22 protein-coding genes and 1 pseudogene are annotated in these 21,427 nt (G+C 63.7%); 10 read left to right on the top strand and 13 right to left on the bottom strand.

What is annotated here, in order from left to right; all coding sequences use genetic code 11:
• The first annotated feature begins 63 nt into the window (after positions 1–63).
• The 3 genes from AC1D1N_RS17825 to AC1D1N_RS17815 all read left to right on the top strand — a co-directional run bounded on the left by AC1D1N_RS17825 (position 64) and on the right by AC1D1N_RS17815 (position 1,728).
• Positions 64–594, top strand: coding sequence for a phage tail protein (locus AC1D1N_RS17825; protein ID WP_436258653.1), 531 nt, complete (start codon positions 64–66; stop codon positions 592–594).
• Positions 595–655: 61 nt separating this feature from the next.
• Positions 656–1,189 (top strand): phage tail protein, encoded by a 534-nt coding sequence (locus tag AC1D1N_RS17820; RefSeq protein WP_477350045.1) that lies wholly within the window; start codon positions 656–658, stop codon positions 1,187–1,189.
• Positions 1,189–1,728 (top strand): GNAT family N-acetyltransferase, encoded by a 540-nt coding sequence (locus AC1D1N_RS17815; protein ID WP_436258655.1) that lies wholly within the window; start codon positions 1,189–1,191, stop codon positions 1,726–1,728. The genes AC1D1N_RS17820 and AC1D1N_RS17815 overlap by 1 nt, the downstream gene beginning before the upstream one ends.
• A gap of 42 nt (positions 1,729–1,770) precedes the next feature.
• Here the strand turns inward: AC1D1N_RS17815 and AC1D1N_RS17810 are convergent, their stop codons facing one another.
• The gene (locus AC1D1N_RS17810; RefSeq protein WP_142868762.1) at positions 1,771–2,064 is read right to left on the bottom strand and encodes a DUF6916 family protein; all 294 of its coding nucleotides are present in this window, start codon (positions 2,062–2,064) and stop codon (positions 1,771–1,773) included.
• Between the two features lie 293 nt (positions 2,065–2,357).
• Positions 2,358–3,875 carry a winged helix-turn-helix domain-containing tetratricopeptide repeat protein gene (locus AC1D1N_RS17805; protein ID WP_477350042.1) on the bottom strand — a complete coding sequence of 506 codons (1,518 nt, stop codon included), beginning with the start codon at positions 3,873–3,875 and terminating at the stop codon, positions 2,358–2,360.
• Between the two features lie 126 nt (positions 3,876–4,001).
• On the opposite strand from AC1D1N_RS17805, the gene AC1D1N_RS17800 reads away from it, so the two are divergent.
• Complete coding sequence (locus AC1D1N_RS17800) at positions 4,002–4,232, top strand: DUF1127 domain-containing protein (protein WP_112566363.1); 231 nt, start codon at positions 4,002–4,004, stop codon at positions 4,230–4,232.
• A gap of 94 nt (positions 4,233–4,326) precedes the next feature.
• The gene (locus AC1D1N_RS17795) at positions 4,327–5,493 is read left to right on the top strand and encodes an MFS transporter (RefSeq protein ID WP_477350040.1); all 1,167 of its coding nucleotides are present in this window, start codon (positions 4,327–4,329) and stop codon (positions 5,491–5,493) included.
• A gap of 13 nt (positions 5,494–5,506) precedes the next feature.
• Here the strand turns inward: AC1D1N_RS17795 and AC1D1N_RS17790 are convergent, their stop codons facing one another.
• Positions 5,507–5,641, bottom strand: coding sequence for a hypothetical protein (locus AC1D1N_RS17790; protein ID WP_477350108.1), 135 nt, complete (start codon positions 5,639–5,641; stop codon positions 5,507–5,509).
• A 93-nt stretch (positions 5,642–5,734) separates the two neighbouring features.
• Between AC1D1N_RS17790 and AC1D1N_RS17785 the strand changes: the two are divergent.
• Together AC1D1N_RS17785 and AC1D1N_RS17780 are read left to right on the top strand one after the other, a co-directional pair.
• Positions 5,735–6,060 (top strand): annotated as a pseudogene (locus AC1D1N_RS17785) (tetracycline resistance MFS efflux pump); the annotation flags it as partial.
• Positions 6,061–6,140: 80 nt separating this feature from the next.
• On the top strand, positions 6,141–6,563 hold the full coding sequence (locus tag AC1D1N_RS17780; protein WP_477350038.1) for a hypothetical protein: 423 nt from the start codon (positions 6,141–6,143) through the stop codon (positions 6,561–6,563).
• Between the two features lie 90 nt (positions 6,564–6,653).
• Here the strand turns inward: AC1D1N_RS17780 and AC1D1N_RS17775 are convergent, their stop codons facing one another.
• The 10 genes from AC1D1N_RS17775 to AC1D1N_RS17730 form a co-directional block, all read right to left on the bottom strand.
• The gene (locus AC1D1N_RS17775) at positions 6,654–7,868 is read right to left on the bottom strand and encodes an NAD(P)/FAD-dependent oxidoreductase (RefSeq protein ID WP_477350036.1); all 1,215 of its coding nucleotides are present in this window, start codon (positions 7,866–7,868) and stop codon (positions 6,654–6,656) included.
• Between the two features lie 91 nt (positions 7,869–7,959).
• Positions 7,960–8,124, bottom strand: a complete 165-nt coding sequence (locus AC1D1N_RS17770) for a DUF3309 family protein (protein ID WP_112566134.1) — start codon at positions 8,122–8,124, stop codon at positions 7,960–7,962.
• A 259-nt stretch (positions 8,125–8,383) separates the two neighbouring features.
• Positions 8,384–10,270, bottom strand: coding sequence for an ABC transporter ATP-binding protein (locus tag AC1D1N_RS17765; RefSeq protein ID WP_477350034.1), 1,887 nt, complete (start codon positions 10,268–10,270; stop codon positions 8,384–8,386).
• Positions 10,270–12,132, bottom strand: coding sequence for an ABC transporter ATP-binding protein (locus AC1D1N_RS17760; protein WP_477350032.1), 1,863 nt, complete (start codon positions 12,130–12,132; stop codon positions 10,270–10,272). Before AC1D1N_RS17760 ends, AC1D1N_RS17765 begins: the two co-directional genes overlap by 1 nt.
• Positions 12,133–12,341: 209 nt before the next feature.
• Positions 12,342–13,115, bottom strand: coding sequence for an SDR family NAD(P)-dependent oxidoreductase (locus AC1D1N_RS17755; RefSeq protein ID WP_477350030.1), 774 nt, complete (start codon positions 13,113–13,115; stop codon positions 12,342–12,344).
• A 9-nt stretch (positions 13,116–13,124) separates the two neighbouring features.
• On the bottom strand, positions 13,125–14,459 hold the full coding sequence (locus AC1D1N_RS17750) for a dihydroorotase (protein ID WP_477350028.1): 1,335 nt from the start codon (positions 14,457–14,459) through the stop codon (positions 13,125–13,127).
• Positions 14,460–14,473: 14 nt separating this feature from the next.
• Entirely contained in the window at positions 14,474–15,397 is a 924-nt protein-coding gene (locus AC1D1N_RS17745; protein ID WP_477350026.1) for an allantoinase PuuE, read from the bottom strand.
• 11 nt (positions 15,398–15,408) lie between these two features.
• Complete coding sequence (locus AC1D1N_RS17740) at positions 15,409–16,425, bottom strand: NAD-dependent epimerase/dehydratase family protein (protein WP_477350024.1); 1,017 nt, start codon at positions 16,423–16,425, stop codon at positions 15,409–15,411.
• 30 nt (positions 16,426–16,455) lie between these two features.
• Positions 16,456–17,217, bottom strand: coding sequence for an SDR family NAD(P)-dependent oxidoreductase (locus AC1D1N_RS17735; RefSeq protein ID WP_477350022.1), 762 nt, complete (start codon positions 17,215–17,217; stop codon positions 16,456–16,458).
• Positions 17,217–18,464: an MFS transporter gene (locus AC1D1N_RS17730; protein ID WP_477350020.1), complete on the bottom strand. Its 1,248-nt coding sequence runs from the start codon at positions 18,462–18,464 to the stop codon at positions 17,217–17,219. The genes AC1D1N_RS17735 and AC1D1N_RS17730 overlap by 1 nt, the downstream gene beginning before the upstream one ends.
• A gap of 227 nt (positions 18,465–18,691) precedes the next feature.
• Between AC1D1N_RS17730 and AC1D1N_RS17725 the strand changes: the two genes are divergently transcribed.
• Genes AC1D1N_RS17725 through AC1D1N_RS17715 form a run of 3 tightly spaced genes read left to right on the top strand, consistent with a single transcriptional unit; the run spans position 18,692 to position 21,408 of the window.
• Entirely contained in the window at positions 18,692–19,042 is a 351-nt protein-coding gene (locus tag AC1D1N_RS17725; RefSeq protein WP_112566108.1) for a RidA family protein, read from the top strand.
• 24 nt (positions 19,043–19,066) lie between these two features.
• Positions 19,067–20,497, top strand: coding sequence for a dihydropyrimidinase (gene hydA, locus AC1D1N_RS17720; protein ID WP_477350018.1), 1,431 nt, complete (start codon positions 19,067–19,069; stop codon positions 20,495–20,497).
• On the top strand, positions 20,482–21,408 hold the full coding sequence (locus AC1D1N_RS17715; protein ID WP_477350016.1) for a nitrilase-related carbon-nitrogen hydrolase: 927 nt from the start codon (positions 20,482–20,484) through the stop codon (positions 21,406–21,408). The genes hydA and AC1D1N_RS17715 overlap by 16 nt, the downstream gene beginning before the upstream one ends.
• Positions 21,409–21,427 lie beyond the last annotated feature (19 nt).

Below are 21,427 nucleotides of genomic sequence, written 5' to 3'. Positions count from 1 at the left end.
ATCGCCAGATCACTGCACGCCAAATTACTGCCCGCCAAATTACTGCCCGGAGGAAATCCATCGATGACCACGCCCTTTGTCGGAGAGATCCGCATGTTCGGTTTTTCGCGCGTGCCGAACGGTTGGTTCGCCTGTGACGGGGGGTTGTATCCCATCTCGCAATATGAGGTGCTGTTTACACTGATCGGCACCACCTATGGCGGCGATGGTCAGTCTACGTTCGCCGTGCCCAGTCTCTCCGGTCGTGTGCCCATCCACCAGGGAACCGGGTCTGGCCTTTCGAACTATGTCCTGGGCCAGGTGGCTGGCAGCGAGAACGTCACCCTGCTCCCCCAGCAGATGCCGCAGCACAATCATTCGATGACCGCGACCACGTCGAGCGCCGATGGCAAAGCGGTCAACACGACGGCCGAACTTGGTGCCATCTCGAATGACACCATGTATGTGACCGATATTACCGGCGCGACGCCTTATATCACCGCCCCACAATCGACGCAGAGTGTCGGCGGGACCTCGCCGCACGACAACACTATGCCGACGCTGACAGTGCAGTTCTGCATTGCATGGGCGGGAATTTACCCATCGCAGAGCTGAGCTCCGCGCTTGGGATTGTTTGTGGAAACCGGTTCGCCATCCAGATCGCAAGGACATTCCAATGACTGAGCCCTTCCTCGGTGAGATACAGGTCTTCGGCTTCAGCTTCGCTCCGCGCGGGTGGGCGTCCTGCAATGGTGCCGTTGTTCCGATCCAGCAAAATTCGGCGCTGTTCGCGCTGCTTGGCACCAATTACGGCGGCAATGGCACGACCACCTTTCAGCTGCCCAATTTTACCAACCGCGCCGGCTGCAACCAGGGCACAGGCCCCGGGCTTTCAAGCCGCATCATCGGTGAGACGTTTGGCGCAAGCAGCGAGACGCTGACGGTGGCGCAAATGCCGGCGCACATGCATCAGTTCACAATATACAACCAGCCGGATCTGGCCAAGAAAACGGGGTCGCCCTCTGCCGGCAATTCATTGGCCCCGCCGGGAAGCACCAGTCCTTTTGTGGCCAACGCGCAGGTGAACGCGCAATTCCTGCCCACCATGCTTGGCATTACCGGGAACAGTCAGCCGCACGAGAATCGCCAGCCTTACCTCGCGCTCAATTACAGTATTGCGATGTCGGGGGTCTTTCCGTCGTTCGGTTGATGGTCTCGATCGAAGCAGAAGCGTTGCCGGCATTTCCCGCCGGCGAAAACTCTCGGCTGGGCTTTCCACGTCGCGCGTCCCGCAGCGCGACGCTCGCGGACATTCCATTTCTGCGCCAGCTCTACTGGTCATTCCGCATGGAGGAAATGGAACCCGTGCCGTGGCTGCAGGAGATGAAACGGGCGTTCATCGACGGGCAATTCAACCTTCAGCATCGCCACTATGTCGGTGTATTTTCAAACGCCGATTTCCTGATTCTGCAAGAAAAAGGCAAGCCGATCGGACGGCTCTATGTCGATTCCACTGCTGAGCGCTGGCATATCATCGATATCGGTTTCCTGCCGCAATGGCGCAACGGTGGCCGAGGGATCGCCCGGCTGAAGGCAATTCAAGGCCAGGCGCAAACCTCCGGTGCATCGGGGGTCTTTCTGCATGTCGAGCGGCGCAACATTCGGGCGCAGGCTCTCTACCGCCGCCTTCAGTTCAGGGAAGTCGAGGCTAGCGATACCCATATCGGAATGCAGTGGTCTACGGCCTGACCGGCCTTGCTTGTCCGGTCGTTCCGCGACCGGGCTGCACTCTCAATTGAAGACCGCCTGATAGACGATGCCTTCCTTGTCCCTGGCGACAGGGACCAGGAATATTTCAAGATTGCCCAGTGTCCCATTCTTCAACCTGTAGAGCTTTTGCGGCAGCACCACCTGCGAGCCGCTTCGGAACATCAGGGAAAAGGGCGATCGTCGCATTCCGGGAAATCCGCTTTCCGGCAGCGGTCGTGCCTCCGACAGCGTCAGGGGCAGCGAACTCTCCCCCATGTCGATGTCGAACGCGCTGCCAACGCATCCCGCGAAATGCTCCAGCGTCACAAGTCCCATAAGCCCTCCACTTTCCCGCACCTTGCGCCGCTCAGGCAACCGTCCCCTGGTCTGGTCATGGACGGCACGCCGATCGGGTCGATTGATACCGTGTTTTGGCATGGCATGAAAGTTCTTGCGAGCCATTCCTCTTCAGCAAGACTTGGCCTTTCGCTCCAATCACTGGCGGCTGACTGCACTCAAAAGCAACATCGGTCGAGCGTCTTCACGACTCGCAAACATTGGCCAGGATCGAGCCGCCGATGCTGGCATCATACCGGGCGCAGCGTCATCGATCGGCGCGGACCGGTCGGTCACTCCGGAAGGCCGGCCTTGCGAAAGCCATCGACGAAATGTTCGAGCGTGGCAGTGTCGCGGAATGGCTCGGTCTCGACCCAGTGGCGGGTTGTGAAATGCGGGTTGGCGACGAGGAACATTGCGACCTCGGCGCGCGCCTCGTCGAGCCGGCCGAGCTGGGCGAGGCTCGCCGCCAGGAAGCGGCGTGAGCTTGTGCGATAGGTCTCGTCCCGGCGCAGCGTCTCGACGGCGGCCTCGTAGTCGCGCGCCGCGTATTGCGCCTGGCCGAGCGTCAGATAGTACCAGCTTGCCGGATACGGGTTCAGGCGGAACGCTTTGCGGATCTGCTCGAGGCCCTCCTCCACCTGGCCGGCCAGGGTCGTGATGTCGGACAATGTCGCCCAGGCGTCGGCGTCGTTCGGGTCGAGCTCGAACGCCTTGGCAAATTCCGCGTCCGCCTCATCGAATCTGCGCTCATAGGCAAGCAGGTTGGCAAGCACCCAGTGACAGCCGGCATCATTGGGATCGATCGCCAAGGCCTTGCGCGCCAGGTCCAGGGCAAGGCCGCGGGCAGGTTGGATAGGATCGCCCCAATGCACCCATCCCATCCAGTGGTTCATCGCAAGCCAGCGATAGGCCTCGGCATAGTCCGGATCGAGCGCAACGGCCCGCGTCAGCATCAGATGCGCTTCGCGCGCCGTCTCCGGCGAGACGTCGATCAGCTTGCGGGCCCGCACACACAGATCATAGGCCTCGAGATTCCCCGGTCGGTTGCGCGGCAGCGGCGCACGCAGGCGGCCAAGCAGGGCCTCGACGATCTTGGCCGTCACCTCGTCCTGGACGGCAAAGATATCTTCCAGGCCGCGATCGAAGCGGTCCGCCCACAGATGCTCGCCGCTCAGTGCGTCGACCAGCTGGGCGTTGATGCGCACGCGCCCGGCGGCACGTCTTGCGCTGCCCTCCAAGAGATAGCGCACGCCAAGTTCCCTGGCGATCTCGCGCACATCCACCGCCTTGCCCTTGTAGGCAAAGGTCGAGTTGCGCGCGATGACGAACAGGCCGCCGATCCGGGACAGGTCGGTGATGAGGTCTTCAGTCAACCCGTCGGCGAAGGCTTCCTGCTCGGGGTCGTTGCTGAAATTGGCGAAGGGCAACACGGCTATCGACGGCTTGGCGGGCAGCGGCAAAGCCTGTCGCTTTGCATCGCCGAGCTGTTCAATGCTGCCGGTGAAGCGATAGCCGACGCGCGGAACCGTCGATATCCATTCCCCGCCATTCGCGGCCGGACCCAGCAGCTTGCGCAATTGCGCGATCTGGACCGTGAGGTTGCCTTCCTCGACGGCCGTGCCTGGCCATGCCGCGTCCATCAACTCGGCCTTGGCCAGGATCTCGCCGGGCCGTGCGACGAGCGCCGCCAGCAGTTGCAGTCCGCGATGACCGGCTGCGACGGGGACATCGTCCCGAAGGAGCGTTCCCGCACCCGGATCAAGCACGAACGGACCAAAGGCAAAGCGCGCTCCTTGCATAACGCGCATCTATAGCCCGTTTGGAAGTTTTGAGAACTATTTGGGAAGGCTTAATTACGGCGCCGTCCGCATGCTGCAGAATTCAGCCTCTTTCAAACAGAGGGCTCTTGCCCCTCAAGCCGAATGGAGGTTGCCATGAACGATACCCTTGCTTCTGCCCCGGCAGCCTGGCCGGAAAAACCCGCGGCGTCATCGCGCCGGTACCTGACGGGCCCGCGCAGCATGATTGCGGCCTGGCGTGAGCGGATACGCTTTCGCTGGGACCTGAAGCAGATGGCGGAGGCCAATCCGCATCTGATCGACGATATCGGGCTGACCAGACGCCAGGTCGAGGCAGAGATCGTCAAACGCTTCTGGCAAGTGTGAGCCGGATGATACCGGATCGCCCGTTTGTGCGTGCCGCGGCGCTTCGCCGGAATTTGCACTTGCCGGAATTTGCCGATCCTGCTTCGAAGGCTGCATGAGCGCCGAAGACGCGACGTCACCGAGCGAGAGCTGCGCCCCATGGGCCGCGATGGCCGGTATCATCGCGACCGTCACGGTTTTCGCCGTGGCGCAGGGGCTGACCTATCCGTTGCTCAGCTTCATCCTGGAACGGCAGGGGACGACACCGGGCCTGATCGGCCTTTCGGCCGCTATGACACCTCTGGGTTTCATCGTATCGTCGCTCTTCACGCCGGCGCTGGTCCGGCGCGTGGGGGCGGCGCGCTTTGCGGTCCTGTGTTCGATCCTGGCAGCAACCGCCCTGATCGCGATTGCCTGGACGCAGGACGTCTGGGCCTGGATGCCGCTGCGCTTCCTGCTCGGCTTCTTTGCGAACCCGCTCTACGTGATCAGCGAAACCTGGCTGGTCTCGATCACGCCCGCCGCGCGCCGGGGCCGCATCATGGGCCTTTACTCCTCCATTGTTTCCGCCGGATTCGGCCTCGGCCCACTGTCGCTCGGCCTTGTGGGCACCCAAGGGTGGCCGCCCTTCATCATCGGCAGCGCGGCCTTCCTGGTCTGCGGCCTGATCGTGCTCGCCGTCGCGTCGCGCCTGCCCGACATGCCGCATGACGGCGAGGCGGTGTCGGTCGGCGGCTTCTTTGCCCTGGCGCCGCTGTTGTTGTTTGCCGTTTTCACCGCTGCCGCCTTCGAGCAGGTCCTGCTTTCCCTGTTCGCGGTCTATGGCGCCGCACTTGGCAGCGCCGAGCAGCGCATTGCGTCGCTCATCACCTGTTTCATCGCCGGCAATGCGGTGCTGCAGATCGTGCTCGGGCGCGCGGCCGAACGGTTTGGCTCGACGCGGATGATGCTGTTCTGTGTCCTGGTGTGCCTGGCCGGTTGCCTGCTGTTGCCGTTGCTCTTCGACAATTGGCTGATCTGGCCGCTTTTCTTCGTCTGGGGCGGGGTCTCGTTCGGCATCTACACGTTGTCGCTGATCCAGCTCGGCGAGCGTTTCACCGGTCAGGCCTTGATTGCCGGCAATGCCGCCTTCGCTTTCGTGTGGGGCACAGGCGGCATCGTCGGCTCGCCCGTAGCAGGGCTGGCAATGCAGCTGACCGGACATCAGGGACTGCCATCGTCGCTCGGCCTGCTGTGCTGTGTGCTGGTGGTGTTTCTGATGGCGCAGAGACGGCGGGTTTGAGCGAAGACCTTGCTCAGGCGTAGGGCGTGCCTGCCATTGCGGCTTTCAGGCCGATGCTGCCCTTGTCGACGAGAGCGAGAAAGGCCGCGCTCGCTTGGCCGCTGTCGCGGGTTTCTCGAAACGTCCGGTGCGCCTGGATGAAGGCCACACTCCATGTCGTCAGGAGCAGCGCCGCACCCAGCCGGGCGTCGGGGTCGGCGGCATCACGCCCGCGCCTTCAGTCAGCGCTACCGTCAGCACCGCCATGGCTTTCGCCAATCACGGCTGGATGGGTTCGCCATCATGCCGGTCTTCGCGCTTGCCGGCATCGGCGCGCCGGCGTTTCAGGCCTTTGCCACAAGGCAGGTCGACCCGGCTCGCCAGGGTCAACTCCAGGGCGTGCTGGCATCGGCCGTCAGCCTGGCCTCGGTCATCGCCCCACTCGGCTTCTCGACCTTCTACTTCGTCGTCCAGAAAGAGTGGCCCGGAGCCATCCGGCTCTCGGTGCTGGTCGTCTACGCAATCGCAATTCCGCTGGTTCTTCTCGGCACCCGAACCGCTCGCTCCGCAGAGCCAGCGATCGCGTAGATCTTCCTAAGTAAAGCCGCTCACACACCAGACCTTGCAAATATGCTATCCTCAACGGGATGTAACAGGGAGAGGTATCGATGAAGAAGGCTTTCCTGATTTCTGTCATTGTCGAGATGGCATTTCTAGGCGCGGCGACAACCATGTCATTGGCAGATGATCTTCCCGCCTTGAACTCGAAGTGGCGCGAACCGCAACAGGGAACCTGCCTGGAGATTACTCAAGTTTCGGATGCACTTCCTGGACCTGCAGGCTGCGCTCAGATTGCCGGTCGGATGAAAGACGATCTGATGATCGGTTATGCCTGCAAAAGCGGATCGGAAATCAGCTTTTTCACCGGTCTGCAAACCGACAATTCCATAAAGCCCGATATTTTCATTGGCCGGCACAGCGCGGAAGCCATAATCGCCCAATACTGCACCAGAATTAGCAACGACTGGCCTCCGGAATATGATTGCAGAAATGAAATGACGTTCAAAAGCGTCAGCAGTTGTACACCCTGAATGCGCTGGCCGGTTGAAAGACTGAAGCTTCATCCACCGTGCCGTAGAAGTCGCTGCCTGGGCGGCGGCGTGGCGGGCGAAGGCGCCCGATCAGGATCGGCTGAATGAAAACAGCTTCGCGTCCGCATCTTCTACGCCGCCGATCGCCGAGGCGACGATCTCCGAAGCGATCTGCGAGAAGGTGATGCCGTTGCCGCCATAACCCATCACGGCATGGATGCGCGGATGCCGGGGCAGGGCGCCGATATAGGGCATGCCTGTGCTGGTGGTGCCAAATGAGCCGGTCCAGGTGAATTCAGGGGTGACGTCGAGCCGCGGCAGCAGGCGATGCAGCTTCTTCGACAGACGTTTCGCCTTGTCGGCGATCAACTCATCGCGGCGTGCCTCGTCGGTGAAGTCCTCGTCCTCGCCGCCGCAGATGGCGCGGCCATCGTCCGTCGCGCGCAGGTATAGGTATGGCTCGGACGCCTCCCAGATGAGCGCGGCGCCCGGCCAGATGTTTTTCGGTTGCGGCGCCGTGGCGATCGCCCAGGTCGAGACGACGCTGTGCGCGGTCTTCGGGATGATGTCGGTCAGTTCGTAGCCGGTGGCCAGCACCAGATGCCGCGCGGTGATCGTCGGGCCACCGCTGGTGGCGACGACGACCTGATCGCTTCTGTCCTCGATCGCCGTCGCCTGTACCGGCGCATAGAAACGCGCCTTGCGCTGCAGCGCCTTCAGCAGCAGGCCGGCTGTGAGCTTGCGCGGGTCGAGCACGAGATTGCCGTGGCTAAGAATGGCGCCGGCGCGGTCGATGCCGAAGCTGTCGGTGAGCGCCTTGCGGGTGAGGTAGCTTGCGTCGATTCCGACCTGCCGGCGCGCCTCTGCCTCGTCGCGCAGTGCAGAGGGGTCGAGCACATCGCCGGCGAGATAGAGTGCGGAAGATGGTGTCAGGTTGCAGTCGATGCCGAGTTCGGCGATCCGGCCGCTAAGGTTGGACACCGCAAGGCGCGAGCGCCGCCATGCCTGTCCGGCATCGGCCTTGCCGACCATGGCCGAAAGTTTCGTCAGCGGCTGATCGAGTTCGAACTGCACCAGAGCCGTCGTCGCCGCGGTCGATCCCTGCAAGGGTCCGCGCCTGTCGATGCAGATCACCGAATGCCGGGCGGCGGTCAGCGTTTCGGCAGCCATGGCGCCGCTGATCCCCATGCCGACGATCAACACGTCGGTCTTGACATCGCGGGTCAGTCTTTCGGTCGGCACCGATGGAGCCCGATAGGCAAACCAGACCGGCCGGCCGCTGCGCAGGTCGAGTTTGCGTGCCACCAATGTCTCCAGGCGCCGGCACTGTTCAGCTGCCAACCAATGTCTTCAAACGAGAGCGGCCGCCGAGGTCCGGCGGCCGCTGGCAGCGGCGCTAAATGCGCCCAAGAACAACCAGAATGATGACGATGAGCAGCACCAGCCCGAGGCCGCCGCCGCCATAGTAACCGGTGCCGTAAAATGGTCCGCCGCCGAGGCCGCTGAAGCCGCCGAGCAACGCGATGATCAGGATGATAATAAGAATGGTACCCAGGCCCATATGCCGTCTCCTTGCGCTGCCGCGCCATTCACGCCGCGCGGCTCGAAGACAGAAACTCGCGGCAGGCCATCCTGTTCCAATGCCTTTGCAACCCTTGCGCGCCAAGGGCAAGCGCAGCCGGAGTGATTACGATCTCTTTGACGGCTAAGAAAAGCAGGAATCCTGCCTGTTGGCTTCGGAGGGACTCGGCGTTTGATAGAATCGCTGACCCGCTCTGCCCCGCTTGCCGCGAGTTTCCGTTGGGCTCAACAGGCCACCTTCACGTCGCCTTGCCGGCCGGAGCGCCTATGTCTTCCTCGGCAATGTCGTCGAACGAGGCGTAGTTCATGTTGTAAAGCCGCGCGTAGAGACCTTTCGCCGCCATCAGCTGGTCGTGGTTGCCGCTTTCGACGATCTCGCCATTCTGCAAGACGATGATGCGGTCGGCGCCGCGGATGGTGGCCAGCCGGTGGGCGATGACCAGCCCGGTGCGGCCTTCCAGCAGCGTGACCAGCGCCTTCTGGATCAGCATCTCGGTGTAGGAATCGATGCTCGCCGTGGCCTCGTCCAGCACCAGAATCTTGGCGTCGGCGACCAGTGCGCGCGCAAAGCTGATCAGCTGGCGCTGGCCAAGCGAGAGATTGCCGCCGCGCTGTTCGAGCTCGGTGTCGTAGCCGTCGGGCAGATGCTCGATGAAATCGTGCGCACCGACGGCTTGTGCCGCTCGCACCACCTCTTCGCGGGTTGCTGATGTCTTGTGGTAGCGGATGTTTTCCAGCACCGTTCCTGAAAACAGGAATGGCTCCTGCAGCACCATCGCCACCTGATCGCCGAGCGAATCCTGCGTCACGTCGCGGACATCGTGCCCGCCGACCAGCACCTCGCCCGACCAGACATCGTAGAAACGGTGCACCAGCGCCATGCAGCTCGACTTGCCCGATCCGGTCGGCCCGACCAGGGCCACGGTCTCGCCTGGATTGACGCGGAACGAGACATTTTTGAGCACCGGCTGGTTCTGCCGGTAGCCGAAGGTGACGTTCCTGAACTCGACCGAGCCGTCCATGTCGCGCGTCAGCGCCACCGCGCCTTGCCTGTCGCTGACGTTGACCGGCACGTCGAGCACTTCGGAGATGCGCTGGCCCGAAGCCATGGCGCGCTGCATGACCGAGTACTGCATGGTGAGCGAGCGGATAGGGTCGAAGAAGCGCTGGATGTAGAACAGGAACGCCACCATGACGCCGATGTCGAGGCTGTGCGACAGCACCATCGAACCGCCGACGACAATGACGGTGGCCATGGCGATGCCGGTCAGCGTGTCGACGATCGGCACCATCACCTGCGCATATTTCGCCGAGGTCAGATGCGTCCTCAGATTGGCCAGCACTTTCTCGTCATAGAGGTCGAAATTGACGTGCTGGCGCTCCAGGCTCTGCACCGTGCGCACGCCGTGGATGCCTTCGGCGAGCGCACCGTTGGCGATCGAATTGGTCTCGTGCGCGGCCATGAAGGCGACCTTGGCGCGCGGCAGCCAGAACAGGCGTACGACAAACAGCGCCGGCATGGTCGACAGCGTCAAAAGCCCGAGCCGGAAATCGAGCCAGAGCAGAACGGTGACGATGCCGAACAAGAGCACGATGTCGCCCACCGACATCACGGAGGTCTCGAGGAACTCCTGCATCGAATTGACGTCGCCCTGCAGGCGCGACATCAGGCGGCCCACTTCGGTCTTGTCCATGAAGCTCAGCGAGACCCTCTGCAGATGGCTGAACATGGCGCGGCGCAAATCCGACAGCACATTCTCGGCCACCTTGCCGACGACGCTTTCCTGCACATAGCTGGCGGCATAGTTGATCAGGATGATCAGTGCGAAAGCGCCGATCGCCCAGTTCATCACCGAGCGGTCTGCCTTGCCTGCCGCCATGCCGTGGTCGATGGCGTAGCGAATGACCAGCGGGATGGCCAGCTGCGTCAGCGTGAACACCAGCACCGCGGCAACCGAGATGAAGATCCGGCCCTGATACGGTTTCACGAAACTCCAGATGCGGCGCACGATGCGCGGATCGTAGGCTTTGCCGAAGACCTCTTCTTCGTCGCGATGCGAGCCGACGACGGCCTTGGTCGGCCGGCGGCTGGTGTCTTCCTTCTCGTCGTCGTTCTGTGTCGACATCATGCGGCTCCCACGGCGACAGGGAGGTCGTCCTCCGGCCGCAGCTGCAGGTCGTAGAGCGCGCGATAGCGTCCGCCCAGCGCCAGCAATTCCTGATGGGTGCCGCGCTCGGCGATGCGGCCGTTCTCGATGAACAGGATCTGGTCGGCGTGCATCAACGAACTCAGCCGGTGCGAGATGATCAGCGTCACACGGTCCTTGGCGAAGCGTTTCATCGCCGTGCGGATACGCTGCTCCGTACCGGCGTCGACGGCTGCGGTGGAATCGTCCAACACCAGAACCGAAGGCCGCAGCATCAAGGTACGGGCGATGGTCAGGCGCTGCCGCTGGCCGCCGGAAAGCGAGGCGCCGCGCTCGCCGACGACCGTGGTGTAGCCGGCCGGAAGCCCGATGATGTAATTGTGCAGCTGGGCATACTCGGCCGCCTGGCCGATGCGGGTTTCGCGCGCCCAGGGATTGCCATAGGCGATGTTGTTTTCGATCGAGGTGGTGAACAGGAACGCGTCCTGCTGCACGACGCCGACCGCCTTGCGTAGCGATTGCAGCGTCACGGCGCGGATATCCTGCCCGTCAATGGTGATGGCGCCCGACGTCACGTCATAGAAACGCGGGATCAGATGCGCGATGGTCGACTTGCCGCTGCCTGGCGGGCCGACGATGCCGACCGTCTCGCCGGACCTGGCCTCGAACGAGATGCCCGACAGCGCCGGCCGGCCGCCTGTGCCCGCATAGCGGAAGCCGACATTGTCGAAGCGCAGCACGCCGTCAGTGACGACGAGGTCCTTGGCGCCAGGCGCATCCTCGATGTCGAGTTCGGCGTCGAGCAGCTCGAACAGCCTGGTGCCGCAGGTCGAGGCGCGGGCAAACGAGTTGACCATCAGGCCGAGCTGGCGCACCGGCATCTGCAGGATGGTCATGAAGGTGAGGAACTGGGCCAGCGTGCCGACGCTGATCTCGCCGGCGATCACCTTCTGGCCGCCGAACCACAACACCAGGCCCATGGCCGCCAGGAAGGAGAAATTCATGGCGCTGGTGTTGGAGACGCGAATGTCGACGCGCTCATTGGCAAGCTCCAATGCCGACCGCTTGGCGCGGTCGAACTTTTCCAACTCATGCCGCTGCGCGGCGAAGGCGCGGACGACGCGGATGCCGCCGAGATTCTCGTCCATCACCCGACTCAGCACCGACAGCCGCTCCTGCAGCGTCAGCCAGGTGCTGCGCAGCCTGAGCTGGGTGACCGAGGACCGCCAGGCGACGAACGGCACGAAGCTCAGGCTGAGCAGCCCAAGTTCGAGATCGGTGCTGATCAGCAGGTAGGAGCCGACACCGATCAGCACGCCGAGCAGCACCACGCGCAATATGCCGGTGGAAAAGAACATGCGCACGCCATCGAGGTCGAGCAGACCAAGCGTGATCAGATCGCCGGTATGCACCCTGTCATGGAAGGCAAAGCTCAGCCTCTGGATCTTCTCGTAGAAAGCCAGGCGCAATTCATAGCCGGTGCGGTGGCCGACGGCCTCGCCATAATAATTCTGCGCCATGGTGAAGAGGCCGCGCAATATGCTGACGACGAGCAGCGTGAGCGCCGTCGTCCACAGCGCCTGCTCCGCCGCCGCACCTCCGCTCGCGGTCATCACGCCTTGCGCCTGGTCGATGGCGCGACCGAGCAGGCGCGGGATGAACAGCTGCAGCGTTGCGGCGATGAAAGTCGAGACGATGGTGATCGCCACCTGCCAAGGATGGCGCAGCGTCATGCGCACGATGCGTAGCAGCGTGCTGAGGCCCTTGCCCCAGGAGGCCTCCGCCACATGGGCAAACGATTTGCCGCGCTTCGCCGCGCCGCTGGCTGCATCCGTATTCAAGGAAAAATATCCAGCCCGATCCGGACATTAGCCCGGACGAATGAAAGCAGACTCAGTTTCAGATGCTGGGATGGTACGCCTCCATTTTGGCCGTTCAAGGGCCAATGACGGCATCGCACTGTGCCTGTAGGGTGGCGCATGACCATATGAGCTGACGCTAAGATTGCAGGTTTGGCTTATGGCGCATTACGAGGCATTGTTCCGCACGATCAACCCGCCATCCAGCCGCCATCCACCATCAGATTGATGCCGGTGACATAGCTTACCATGTCGCTGGCCAGGAACAGCGCGGCTCCCGCCACATCATTCGGGGTGCCGAGCCGCGGCCAGGGCGTGCGGCTGCGTGAATAGGTGAGCGCGTCGGGATCGTTGGCGACACCCGGCTTGCCGGTGATGATCTTGCCGGGCGCAATGGCGTTGCAGACGATCAAATCGTCGGCGTGGTCGACTGCGATCTGCCGCGTCATCTGCACGATGGCACCCTTGCTCACCGAATAGGGAAAATCGCCGGGGCAGGCGACCATGCCGTGCTGCGAGGAAATGTTGATGATGCGGCCACGAACCTCGCTCACCGGCGCCTGGGTCAGCATCTGCATGACGGCGCGCTTCGAGCAGTGGAAGAACCCCGTCAAATTGACGCTGATCACGCGGTTCCATTGCTCCGGCGTGGTCTCGACCAGGTTGGTGCTGGTGTAGATGGCGGCATTGTTGACCATCACGTCCAACCGTCCGAACCGCGCGGTCGTCGCGCCGACCAGCGCGTCGACCGCGTTCCAGTCCGAAATGTCGGTCGCGACATGCATCGCCGTCCCGCCAGTCGACTGGATCAGATCGACGGTGCTCTGGCCGCCTTCGATCGGCAATTCGGCGGTATCGGCAATGACGACGGCAGCGCCTTCGGCCGCGAATTTCAGCGCGATGGCGCGGCCGATGCCGGAGCTTCCTCCGGTGACGATCGCAACCTTGTCCTTGAGCAGGGGCATCTCTTCTCCTCAATGTTCCCGGCGCACGGCCTTGCCTTGCCCCGGACCGGTCAGCACCTGATCGCGCACGATCTGTCGCCCGCGCAGAAACACATTGGTCAGCCGCGCCTTGACGCTCCAGCCGTCGAACGGCGTGTAGGCTGCGCGGGAAACCTGTTCGGCGTCCGAGATTGAACTGGACAGGCTCGGGTCGACGATCAGCAGGTCGGCATCGTAGCCGGTGGCGATGCGTCCCTTGCGCCGGCCGAGCCCGAAACGCTCGGCCGGATTGCGTGCGCACATCCGCACCACATCGAGGTATGTGATCAGCCCTTCGTCGACGAGTTTCAGCATCACCTGCAGCAGCGTCTGCAGCCCTGGCATGCCGCCGGGGATATCGGCGAAAGCGGCGTAAGCGGCGGCCTTTTCGGCCGGCGCATGCGGTGCGTGGTCGGTGGCGACGATGTCGATCAGCCCACCCTTCAGCGCAGCACGCAAGGCTTCGACATCCTGCCGCGACCGTAGCGGTGGCGAACCCTTCAGCCTGGCGCCTTGCGTCTCGTAATCGTCGGCGGTGAAGAACAGGTTCTGCGGCGTGGTCTCGACACTGGCATCGGCCCTGTCGCGCAGCCGGCTCCACGCTTCGACGCCCGGTTCCGAATTGATCTGCCGGACATGGATACGCGCGCCGGTCGCGGCGGCGGCAAGCACGGCGCGCGCAACGCCGCCGGCTTCCGCCAGCGGTGGCCGACTGTCGAGAAAGGCCGCGATGGTCCCCGTCTTGTTGCGCTCATTGGCGCCGGTCAGTATCGATTGATCGCCCGGGGAAATGCCGATCAGCGTATCGGCGTGGCCGAAATGTCTGAGTGCCTCGGCAACCATGTCGAAATTGCGAAACAGGAAGGCCTCCGGCACATCGGAGGTGAACAATTCGAACGACACCGGTGCGAGCGCGAGCAGGCCGGCAATGCGCGACAGATCGCGGCTGACCACGGCCTGGAACCCGACATCGACATGGAGACGGCCTGTCGCCGTCGCCATCTTGTCGGCGAGCTGTTCGGCGCTGGCCGTCCATGGCTCGTCGGTCGGCATGTCGAGCACTGTCGTGACGCCACCAAGTGCCGCCGCATGGGTGCCCGAGGAAAAATCCTCCTTGTGCGTCAGGCCAGGCTCGCGCAGATGCGCATGCGCGTCGACCAGGCCGGGCAGGAGCAGGCAGCCCGAGGCATCCACTACCGTCGCGGCTTCAGCCGTTCCGCCGGGTGTGATCAGCGCCGCGATCCGGCCGCCGGCAATGCCGACATCGCGCCGTTCCTGCCTCTCGGCGTTGACGACGGTCGCCCCCCTGATCAGCGTCTCGAACATGCGCCTCGATCTCGTCAGCCGCGCCGCTCGAAGCCGGCATGGTTCTCTAGCCAGAACCGGGCAATGTCCTCGCGCCGCATGAAGGCGACCGCCGGCTTCTGCTTTACATGCTCGATCACCTCGCGCAGCCCTGACGCCCGGTTGGGTTGGCCCATCCAGCGCGCATGAATGCCGATCGTCAGCATGCGGCCGCCGGTCTCGTCGGCTTCGTCGAGCATGTAGTCGATGGCCGAGCGGCAATCCTGCGCGAAGTCGCGCGGATTGCTGTAGCCCGGCGCGACGAGATAGCGGCTGTCGTTCAGTGTCTTGGAATAGGGCACGACCAGGATCTCGGTGCCCTGGTGGTCCAGGAAGTACGGCAGATCGTCATTGCAGGGATCGGAGTGGTAGAGAAACCCGCCTTCGCGCACCAACAGATCGCGCGTGTTGACACTCGGCAGCGAGCGGCAGTTCCAGCCCAGCGGACGCCTGCCCATCAGCCTCTCGTAGAGCGCAATCGCCTCGTGCAGCTGGCGCTCTTCCTCGCTGCGCTCCATCGTCGTGTAGTCGATCCAGCGCAGCCCATGGCCGAGCAGGTCGTGCCCGCGCGCATTCATCCATTCAGCCACCGCCGGGTTGCGCTCGAGCGCGACCGCGCAGGCGGAGACGGTGATAGGGATGTCATAGCGGTCGAACAGCCGCGCCAGCCGCCACACGCCGGCCCGGCTGCCATATTCGAAATGTGTCTCGGTGCCGAGGTCGCGTACCGGCGGGCTCGAGACGAGATTATACTCGCCCCAATTGTCGTTGCGGCCGTCCTCGAGCCAGGAATATTCCGACCCTTCCTCGTAATTGAGCACCAAATTGATGGCGAGCTTGACGCCGCCCGGCCAGGTCATGAAAGGCGGGTTCGGGCCGTAGCCGACGAAGTCGCGCGGTTGCTGAAAATCGGTCGGCATCGCTCTGCTCCTCAGCGTTCGTTAGCGGCAATCCAGTCGATGTAATCGTGGAAGGCCTGCTTCGCCGGCGTCGGCTGCCAGTCCGTATCGCGCTCGATGCGGGCAAGGTCATATTCGCCCCACATGCCGGTCTTCAGCGTCGCGTTCATGGTGATGTTCGCCCTCTCGGTTGGGCTGATTTCGCTTTTCAGGCCGGGGATGCGCTCCTTGGCCCAGTCGATGAAGTCGCCGACCGTCTGCGTACCGCCGCTGCCGATATTGTAGTGCCGATAGCGCAAATCTTCGGCATCGAGCAGTGCCATGATTGCCTTGGCGACGTCGCTCGACAGCACATAGTCGCCAAGCGGCTCGAGACTGTTCGGCCGGATCGTTTCGCTGTTGAGCGCCATATGCGCGACGCGGTTCGGCAAATGCCGAACATTGCGGCTGCCGGTGACGCGATCCATCGGCCCATAGACCGAGGACAACCTGACCGAGATGGCGGACAGGCCGAACAGGTCGGCGTAGCGGTTGGTGACCATTTCCGCGGCGAATTTCGAGATACCGTAAAGCGTCAGCGGCGCCACATAGCCGTCCTCGGGCAGCGGCTCGCCGCTCCAGTCCGGCCCGTTGTGGCGATAGACCGAACCGGAGCTGACATAGACGAAGCGCTTGATGCCGGGGCGGCCGCGCGCCCATTCCAGCATCTGAACCGTGCCCATCAGATTGACGTCGACGATGGCGGCCGGATCGTTGGCCTCGGGCGGCTGTGTCGGGTCGCTCGGACGGGAATTCGGCGTCACCGTCGCGCCATGGACGATTGCCGTGATTCCATGCGCGTCGAGTGCCGAAGCCCATTGCTTGGGATCCAGTATGTCGGCGGTCAGCACGGTTAGGCGGTCGCGCACCGGCGCGAAGAATTTTTCCGCGATCGCGTCGAGGTTTGAGCGATCCAGGATGACGGCGCGAGCGTGCGGATCGCGGTCCAGCCATTCGCGCGCCACCACGCTCATGACAAAACCGGTGCCGCCGGTGACGAGAAGCGTCATGGGAACTCCTTTGAAATCGACTTGAAGGATTCAGCGCGTCGCATAGCCGCCATCCACGAGCATGTCCGAGCCGGTGATGAAGGACGCGTCCGACGACAAAAGGAAAGCGGCTGCCGCCGCGATCTCCTCAGGCTCCGCGATTCGGCCGAGCAGATGCGCCGGCCCGAGCCCGGCATTGGCCGCCTCGAAATCCTTGAAGCGGCGCAGCAGCCGCGTCGTCGCCACCGCGCCCGGCGACAGGCTGTTGACGCGCACCTTGTCGGCGGCGTGGTCGACGGCCATCGCCTTGGCGAGATGGATCAGTCCGGCCTTGGCGGCGCAGTAGGCGACTGCCTTTGTGGTGGCGACGCGGCCGAACTGCGAGCCTACGAAGACAACCGAACCACCGCCGCCGGCCGCGATCAGCGGCACTGCGTACTTGCTCATCAGGAAGGCGCCGGTCAGGCCGACATCGAGTTCGCGCCGCCACGCGCTCTCGTCGAGATCGACGACAGTGGCGCTGGTCGAAGGGGCCGCAGCATTGTGCACCAGCCCGTCTAGCCGACCGAATTTTTGTCTCGCGAATTCGACAGCGTTCCTGGCGGAGCCGCTATCCGTCACGTCGCATTGGCAGGCGGCTGCCGAAGGCCCAAGCGTGTCGGCAAGTTGCGTTGCGGGGTCGAGATTATAGTCGGCACAGACGACCATGGCGCCCTCGGCAATGCACCGCCTGGCGATCGCCGCTCCGATGCCGCTCGCGGCGCCCGCGATCAGGATGACGCTGTCTTGCAGGCGGTTCATGGCGGTCGTCATCAAACCCGGTCCTCGACGGCTTGCACGATCGGCACGGAGACCGGACGGCGCAGCAGATTGTAGCAGGCGGCAAGCGTCACCAGAACCGCGCCGCCGCCCAGCAGCAGGAACATCGCCGGTGCGCCCATATACGCCATCAATCCGGCGGACACGCCTGGCGTCGCGACATTGCCGATCGAGTAGAGCAGAAGCAGCGTGCCGGAGGCGCCGACCATGTGCCGGCTGTGCAGCTGCGAGGCGCCGAACGCCATCGCCACCGGATAGATGGTCAGCGCCGTGGCGCCATAAAGAAAAAACAGCACGAACAGCAGCGGTTCCGAAAAATTGCCGAGCCAGGCGATTGCCGCGCACAGCGTGACCGACAGCAGGCCTTGCGCCAGCAGGATCAGCCGCCGCTCGAACCGGTCCGACAGCCAGCCGACGGGCGTCTGCGCCAGCATGCCGGCGATGCTGATGGTCGTCACGAGGCCGACCGTCGTCGCCGCCGACAGACCGATCTGGGTGCCGTAGATCGGCGTCAGAACGAAGATGTTCATATTGGTGATGCCACCCTGGAAGATGGCCACGACCGTCACCGGAGCCAGCCGGAACAGCGCCAGCGGGCCGAGGCGTTTGACAGGCCCAACCGCATGATCCGGCTCGGCGGGAGAGGCAGGCAGGGCCGGCCAGCGTCCGCCGACAAATTTGGACACCAGCGCCAGCAGCACCGTCGCTGCCGCGACAGGAAACAGATGCGGCGATTGCGGACCGACCAGAGCGACGAGCAGTTGTCCGAGCAGCACCGCGATCGCCGTCGTCAGCATGTAGAGCGAGAACAGCGCGCCGCGATTGTGCTGCTCGGCATAGAGGTTGATCCAGCTTTCGCAGACGACGAAGAGCGACGCCATCGACATGCCGCCCAGCAGGCGAAAGCAGATCCAGCTCGGCACGAAATCGGTGAAGACGAAGCCTGCCGCCGCCAACAGCGCCAGCACAAGGACACCCATGAAGGTGCGCTCATGGCCGTAATGGGCGACCGCCGGGCGCGTGACCAGGCAGCCGACGAAAAAGCCGACGGGATAGGCGGTGAGCACGATCTGGACGACATCGGCGGAAATGCCTGGCTTGCCGAGATGCAGCGAGACGGCGGTGGTCAGCATGGCGCTGCCGATGCAGGCGAGACAAATACCGGCCATGATCGGCAGCAAAGCGCGCGAGCGCTCTGCGTTTTGCCACAGCCGCATCGCGGATTGGGCGATCGACCTCATGGCTGCGCTGCTCCCTTGGCCGCGCCGACGCCGACGCCACCCTGAGCGAGAGGCTACACGGGGCAGCAATTGCTGCAAACGAAGATAGATACGGCTATGGCTTTGATTTTTTTGGCCATGCCGATGATGGAAAGCGGCATCTACGCCGCCGGCGGGGCTTTACAGTGGTTTTGTGCCGTCCATACCATAGGCAACTGCCGCTATCGAAGCTTGCCAGGAGGAATTCCATGACGATCGAGCGTCTTGAAAACGGCCAACGCTTCTGCCGGGTGCTGCGCTACAACGGCACCGTCTATGTCGCGGGCCTGACGGCGGACGACCTCTCCGGCGACACGACCTCGCAGACCAAGCAGATCCTCGCCAAGATCGATGCCCTTCTGGCCAAGGCCGGCAGCGACAAGACCAAAATCCTCAGCGCCCAGATCTGGCTCAGGGACATCGCCGATTTCGAGATGATGAATACGGCCTGGGACGCCTGGATCGACCGCAGTGCCATGCCGGTGCGCGCCACGGTGGAAGCGCGGCTCGCCGGTGACCAGTACCGCGTCGAGATCATGGTGACGGCGGCGGTCGGCTGAGGCCGATTGGGGTAGGCAAACGCAATGCATGAGCTGGTCATCAAAGGTGGACGCGTCGCGCTCGACGACGGCTGGGCCGACTGCGACATCGGCATCGATGCCGGCCGCATCTCAGCCATCGGCAATGGCTTGTCCGGAGAGACGCTGATCGACGCAGCCAAGCGCTGGGTCATGCCCGGCGGCATCGACGCCCATTGTCATCTCGACCAGCCGGTCTGGGGCGGGGCGGGCAATGCCGACGATTTCGAATTCGGCACCATTTCGGCTGCTTTTGGCGGCACCACCTGCATCGTCCCGTTCGGCATGCCGGGTCCTGATATGTCGACGATCGGCGCCATTGATCGCGCGCTCGATCGCGCTTCGGGCCGTGCGGTGATCGACTACGGGCTGCATGCCGTCGTGACGATGGGCACCGGCGCCGATGTCGAGCAGCAACTCGCCGCGCTTGCCAGCCGCGGCATTGCCTCGGTCAAGCTGTTCATGACCTATCAGGGCTTTGCCGTCGACGATGATCTGTTCTTCAAGGTGCTCGACACGGCGCATACGCTTGGCTGGATCGTCATGGTCCATGCCGAGAACGACGCCGCGATCCGGCGCACACGCCAGCGGCTGATCGACCTCGGCCGCACCGACATCCGCTACCATGTCGTCGCGCACAGCGAGACTATGGAGCGCGAGGCGACGCACCGCGCGCTCGCCTTCGCCGAAATGACCGGCGCGCGCATGACCATCGTGCATGTCTCGTCCTGGCAGTCGGCGGAGGAGGTGGCGCGGGCGCGATTGCGTGGCGTCGACGCCATCGCCGAGACTTGCCCGCAATATCTGTTTGTCAGTGCCGCCGACCTTGACCGCCCGGCAGTCGATGCCGCGCGCTTCGTCTTTTCGCCGCCGCCACGTTCGCCACGCAGCCATCAGCATCTGTGGCAGGCGCTGATCGACGGCGGCATCGATCTCTGGTCTTCCGACCATTCGCCCTATTACTTCGCCGACAAGATCGGCAAAGCGGAAACGCCTGATTTCACCACCACGCTGAGCGGCATTCCCGGCATCGAGACCCGTCTGCCGCTGCTGTTCTCCGAGGGGCTGCTGACCGGCCGGCTGACGCTCGACCGCTATCTCGATCTAACCTCGCGCAATGCCGCTGGGATTTATGGGCTCGCCGATCGCAAAGGCAGCATAGCGGTCGGGCTCGATGCCGATCTGGCGCTGTGGGATCCCGAAGCGACCTGGACGCTCGGCCACGCCGCTTTGCATTCGCGCGTCGACTTCACGCCTTACGAGGGCAGGAGCGTGACCGGCAAGCCGACTACCGTTCTGGTGCGCGGCGTGCCGGTGATCGCCGATGGCGTGCTCAAGGCACAGCCCGGTTTCGGACAATTCGTCGAGCGCACTGGGGCCGATCCGGCCCGCTCGGGAAAACCAGTCGAGGAGACGACGCCATGGCTCGATGCCTGACCATTGCGGTCGCCCAGACCGGACCGATCCAGCGCAGCGCGATGCGTGCCGAGACCGTCGATCGCCTCGTCCATCTGCTGGAGCAATCTGCCGCCGTCGGAGCTGAGATTGCCGTCTTTCCCGAGATGGCGCTGACCACCTTCTTTCCGCGCTGGCGCATCGACGATCAGGCCGAGATCGACGCCTTTTTTGAGAGCGCGATGCCCGGTCCGGAGACCCAGCGGCTCTACGATGCGGCAGCCCGCCTCAAGATCGGCTTCGCGGTCGGCTATTGCGAAATCACTAGGGAAGACGGCCGCACGCGCCATTTCAACACCATGGATCTGGTCGGCCCGGACGGGCGCTTCATCGGCCGCTACCGCAAGATGCATGTGCCGGGCTCGGCCGAGCCGGAAGAAGGCACGACCACGCATCTGGAGCGGCGCTATTTCGAGCCGGGCAATCTCGGCTTTCCGGTCTTCGATTATCGCGGCGTGCGCGTCGGCATGGCGATCTGCAACGACCGCCGCTGGCCGGAGACTTACCGCATGCTCTGCCTCAACGGCGCGGAAGTGGCGGTGCTCGGCTACAACACCCCGCTGCTGCTCGATGAGGCGCCGGCGCTGGCGCATCTCAGAATGTTCCACAACCATTTGCCGATGCAGGCCGGCGCCTACCAGAACACGCTGTGGGTCGCCGCCGCCGCCAAGGCGGGGCTCGAAGATGGCCAGGCGCTGATCGGCGGCTCCTGCATCATCGCGCCCACTGGCGAGATCGCAGCGCAGGCGATTTCGCTCGGCGACGAAGTCATCGTCCACCGCGCCGATCTTGACCTCATCGCCACCTGCCGGAAGGTGAATTTCGACTTCGCGCTCTATCGCCGCCCGGATCAGTATCGTCTGATCAGCGAGCCCGCCGGTTCGCATGTCTGACTTGGGCCGCGATCGATCC

This window comes from Mesorhizobium sp. P2_B5, from assembly GCF_056404775.1.
Note: the sequence above shows the minus strand (reverse complement) of the source record. Positions and strands in the feature narration are given on the sequence as shown.

What these genes read in the sequence shown, in the direction of transcription:
- AC1D1N_RS17825 (WP_436258653.1), top strand. Translation starts at nt 64, where the DNA reads ATGACCACGCCCTTTGTCGGAGAGATCCGCATGTTCGGTTTTTCGCGC.
- AC1D1N_RS17810 (WP_142868762.1), bottom strand. Translation starts at nt 2,064, where the DNA reads ATGGGACTTGTGACGCTGGAGCATTTCGCGGGATGCGTTGGCAGCGCG.
- AC1D1N_RS17740 (WP_477350024.1), bottom strand. Translation starts at nt 16,425, where the DNA reads ATGACGCTTCTCGTCACCGGCGGCACCGGTTTTGTCATGAGCGTGGTG.
- AC1D1N_RS17765 (WP_477350034.1), bottom strand. Translation starts at nt 10,270, where the DNA reads ATGTCGACACAGAACGACGACGAGAAGGAAGACACCAGCCGCCGGCCG.
- AC1D1N_RS17735 (WP_477350022.1), bottom strand. Translation starts at nt 17,217, where the DNA reads ATGACGACCGCCATGAACCGCCTGCAAGACAGCGTCATCCTGATCGCG.
- AC1D1N_RS17755 (WP_477350030.1), bottom strand. Translation starts at nt 13,115, where the DNA reads ATGCCCCTGCTCAAGGACAAGGTTGCGATCGTCACCGGAGGAAGCTCC.
- AC1D1N_RS17780 (WP_477350038.1), top strand. Translation starts at nt 6,141, where the DNA reads ATGAAGAAGGCTTTCCTGATTTCTGTCATTGTCGAGATGGCATTTCTA.
- AC1D1N_RS17745 (WP_477350026.1), bottom strand. Translation starts at nt 15,397, where the DNA reads ATGCCGACCGATTTTCAGCAACCGCGCGACTTCGTCGGCTACGGCCCG.
- AC1D1N_RS17730 (WP_477350020.1), bottom strand. Translation starts at nt 18,464, where the DNA reads ATGAGGTCGATCGCCCAATCCGCGATGCGGCTGTGGCAAAACGCAGAG.
- AC1D1N_RS17725 (WP_112566108.1), top strand. Translation starts at nt 18,692, where the DNA reads ATGACGATCGAGCGTCTTGAAAACGGCCAACGCTTCTGCCGGGTGCTG.
- AC1D1N_RS17750 (WP_477350028.1), bottom strand. Translation starts at nt 14,459, where the DNA reads ATGTTCGAGACGCTGATCAGGGGGGCGACCGTCGTCAACGCCGAGAGG.
- AC1D1N_RS17715 (WP_477350016.1), top strand. Translation starts at nt 20,482, where the DNA reads ATGGCTCGATGCCTGACCATTGCGGTCGCCCAGACCGGACCGATCCAG.
- AC1D1N_RS17815 (WP_436258655.1), top strand. Translation starts at nt 1,189, where the DNA reads ATGGTCTCGATCGAAGCAGAAGCGTTGCCGGCATTTCCCGCCGGCGAA.
- AC1D1N_RS17795 (WP_477350040.1), top strand. Translation starts at nt 4,327, where the DNA reads ATGAGCGCCGAAGACGCGACGTCACCGAGCGAGAGCTGCGCCCCATGG.
- AC1D1N_RS17820 (WP_477350045.1), top strand. Translation starts at nt 656, where the DNA reads ATGACTGAGCCCTTCCTCGGTGAGATACAGGTCTTCGGCTTCAGCTTC.
- AC1D1N_RS17770 (WP_112566134.1), bottom strand. Translation starts at nt 8,124, where the DNA reads ATGGGCCTGGGTACCATTCTTATTATCATCCTGATCATCGCGTTGCTC.
- AC1D1N_RS17800 (WP_112566363.1), top strand. Translation starts at nt 4,002, where the DNA reads ATGAACGATACCCTTGCTTCTGCCCCGGCAGCCTGGCCGGAAAAACCC.
- AC1D1N_RS17805 (WP_477350042.1), bottom strand. Translation starts at nt 3,875, where the DNA reads ATGCGCGTTATGCAAGGAGCGCGCTTTGCCTTTGGTCCGTTCGTGCTT.
- hydA (WP_477350018.1), top strand. Translation starts at nt 19,067, where the DNA reads ATGCATGAGCTGGTCATCAAAGGTGGACGCGTCGCGCTCGACGACGGC.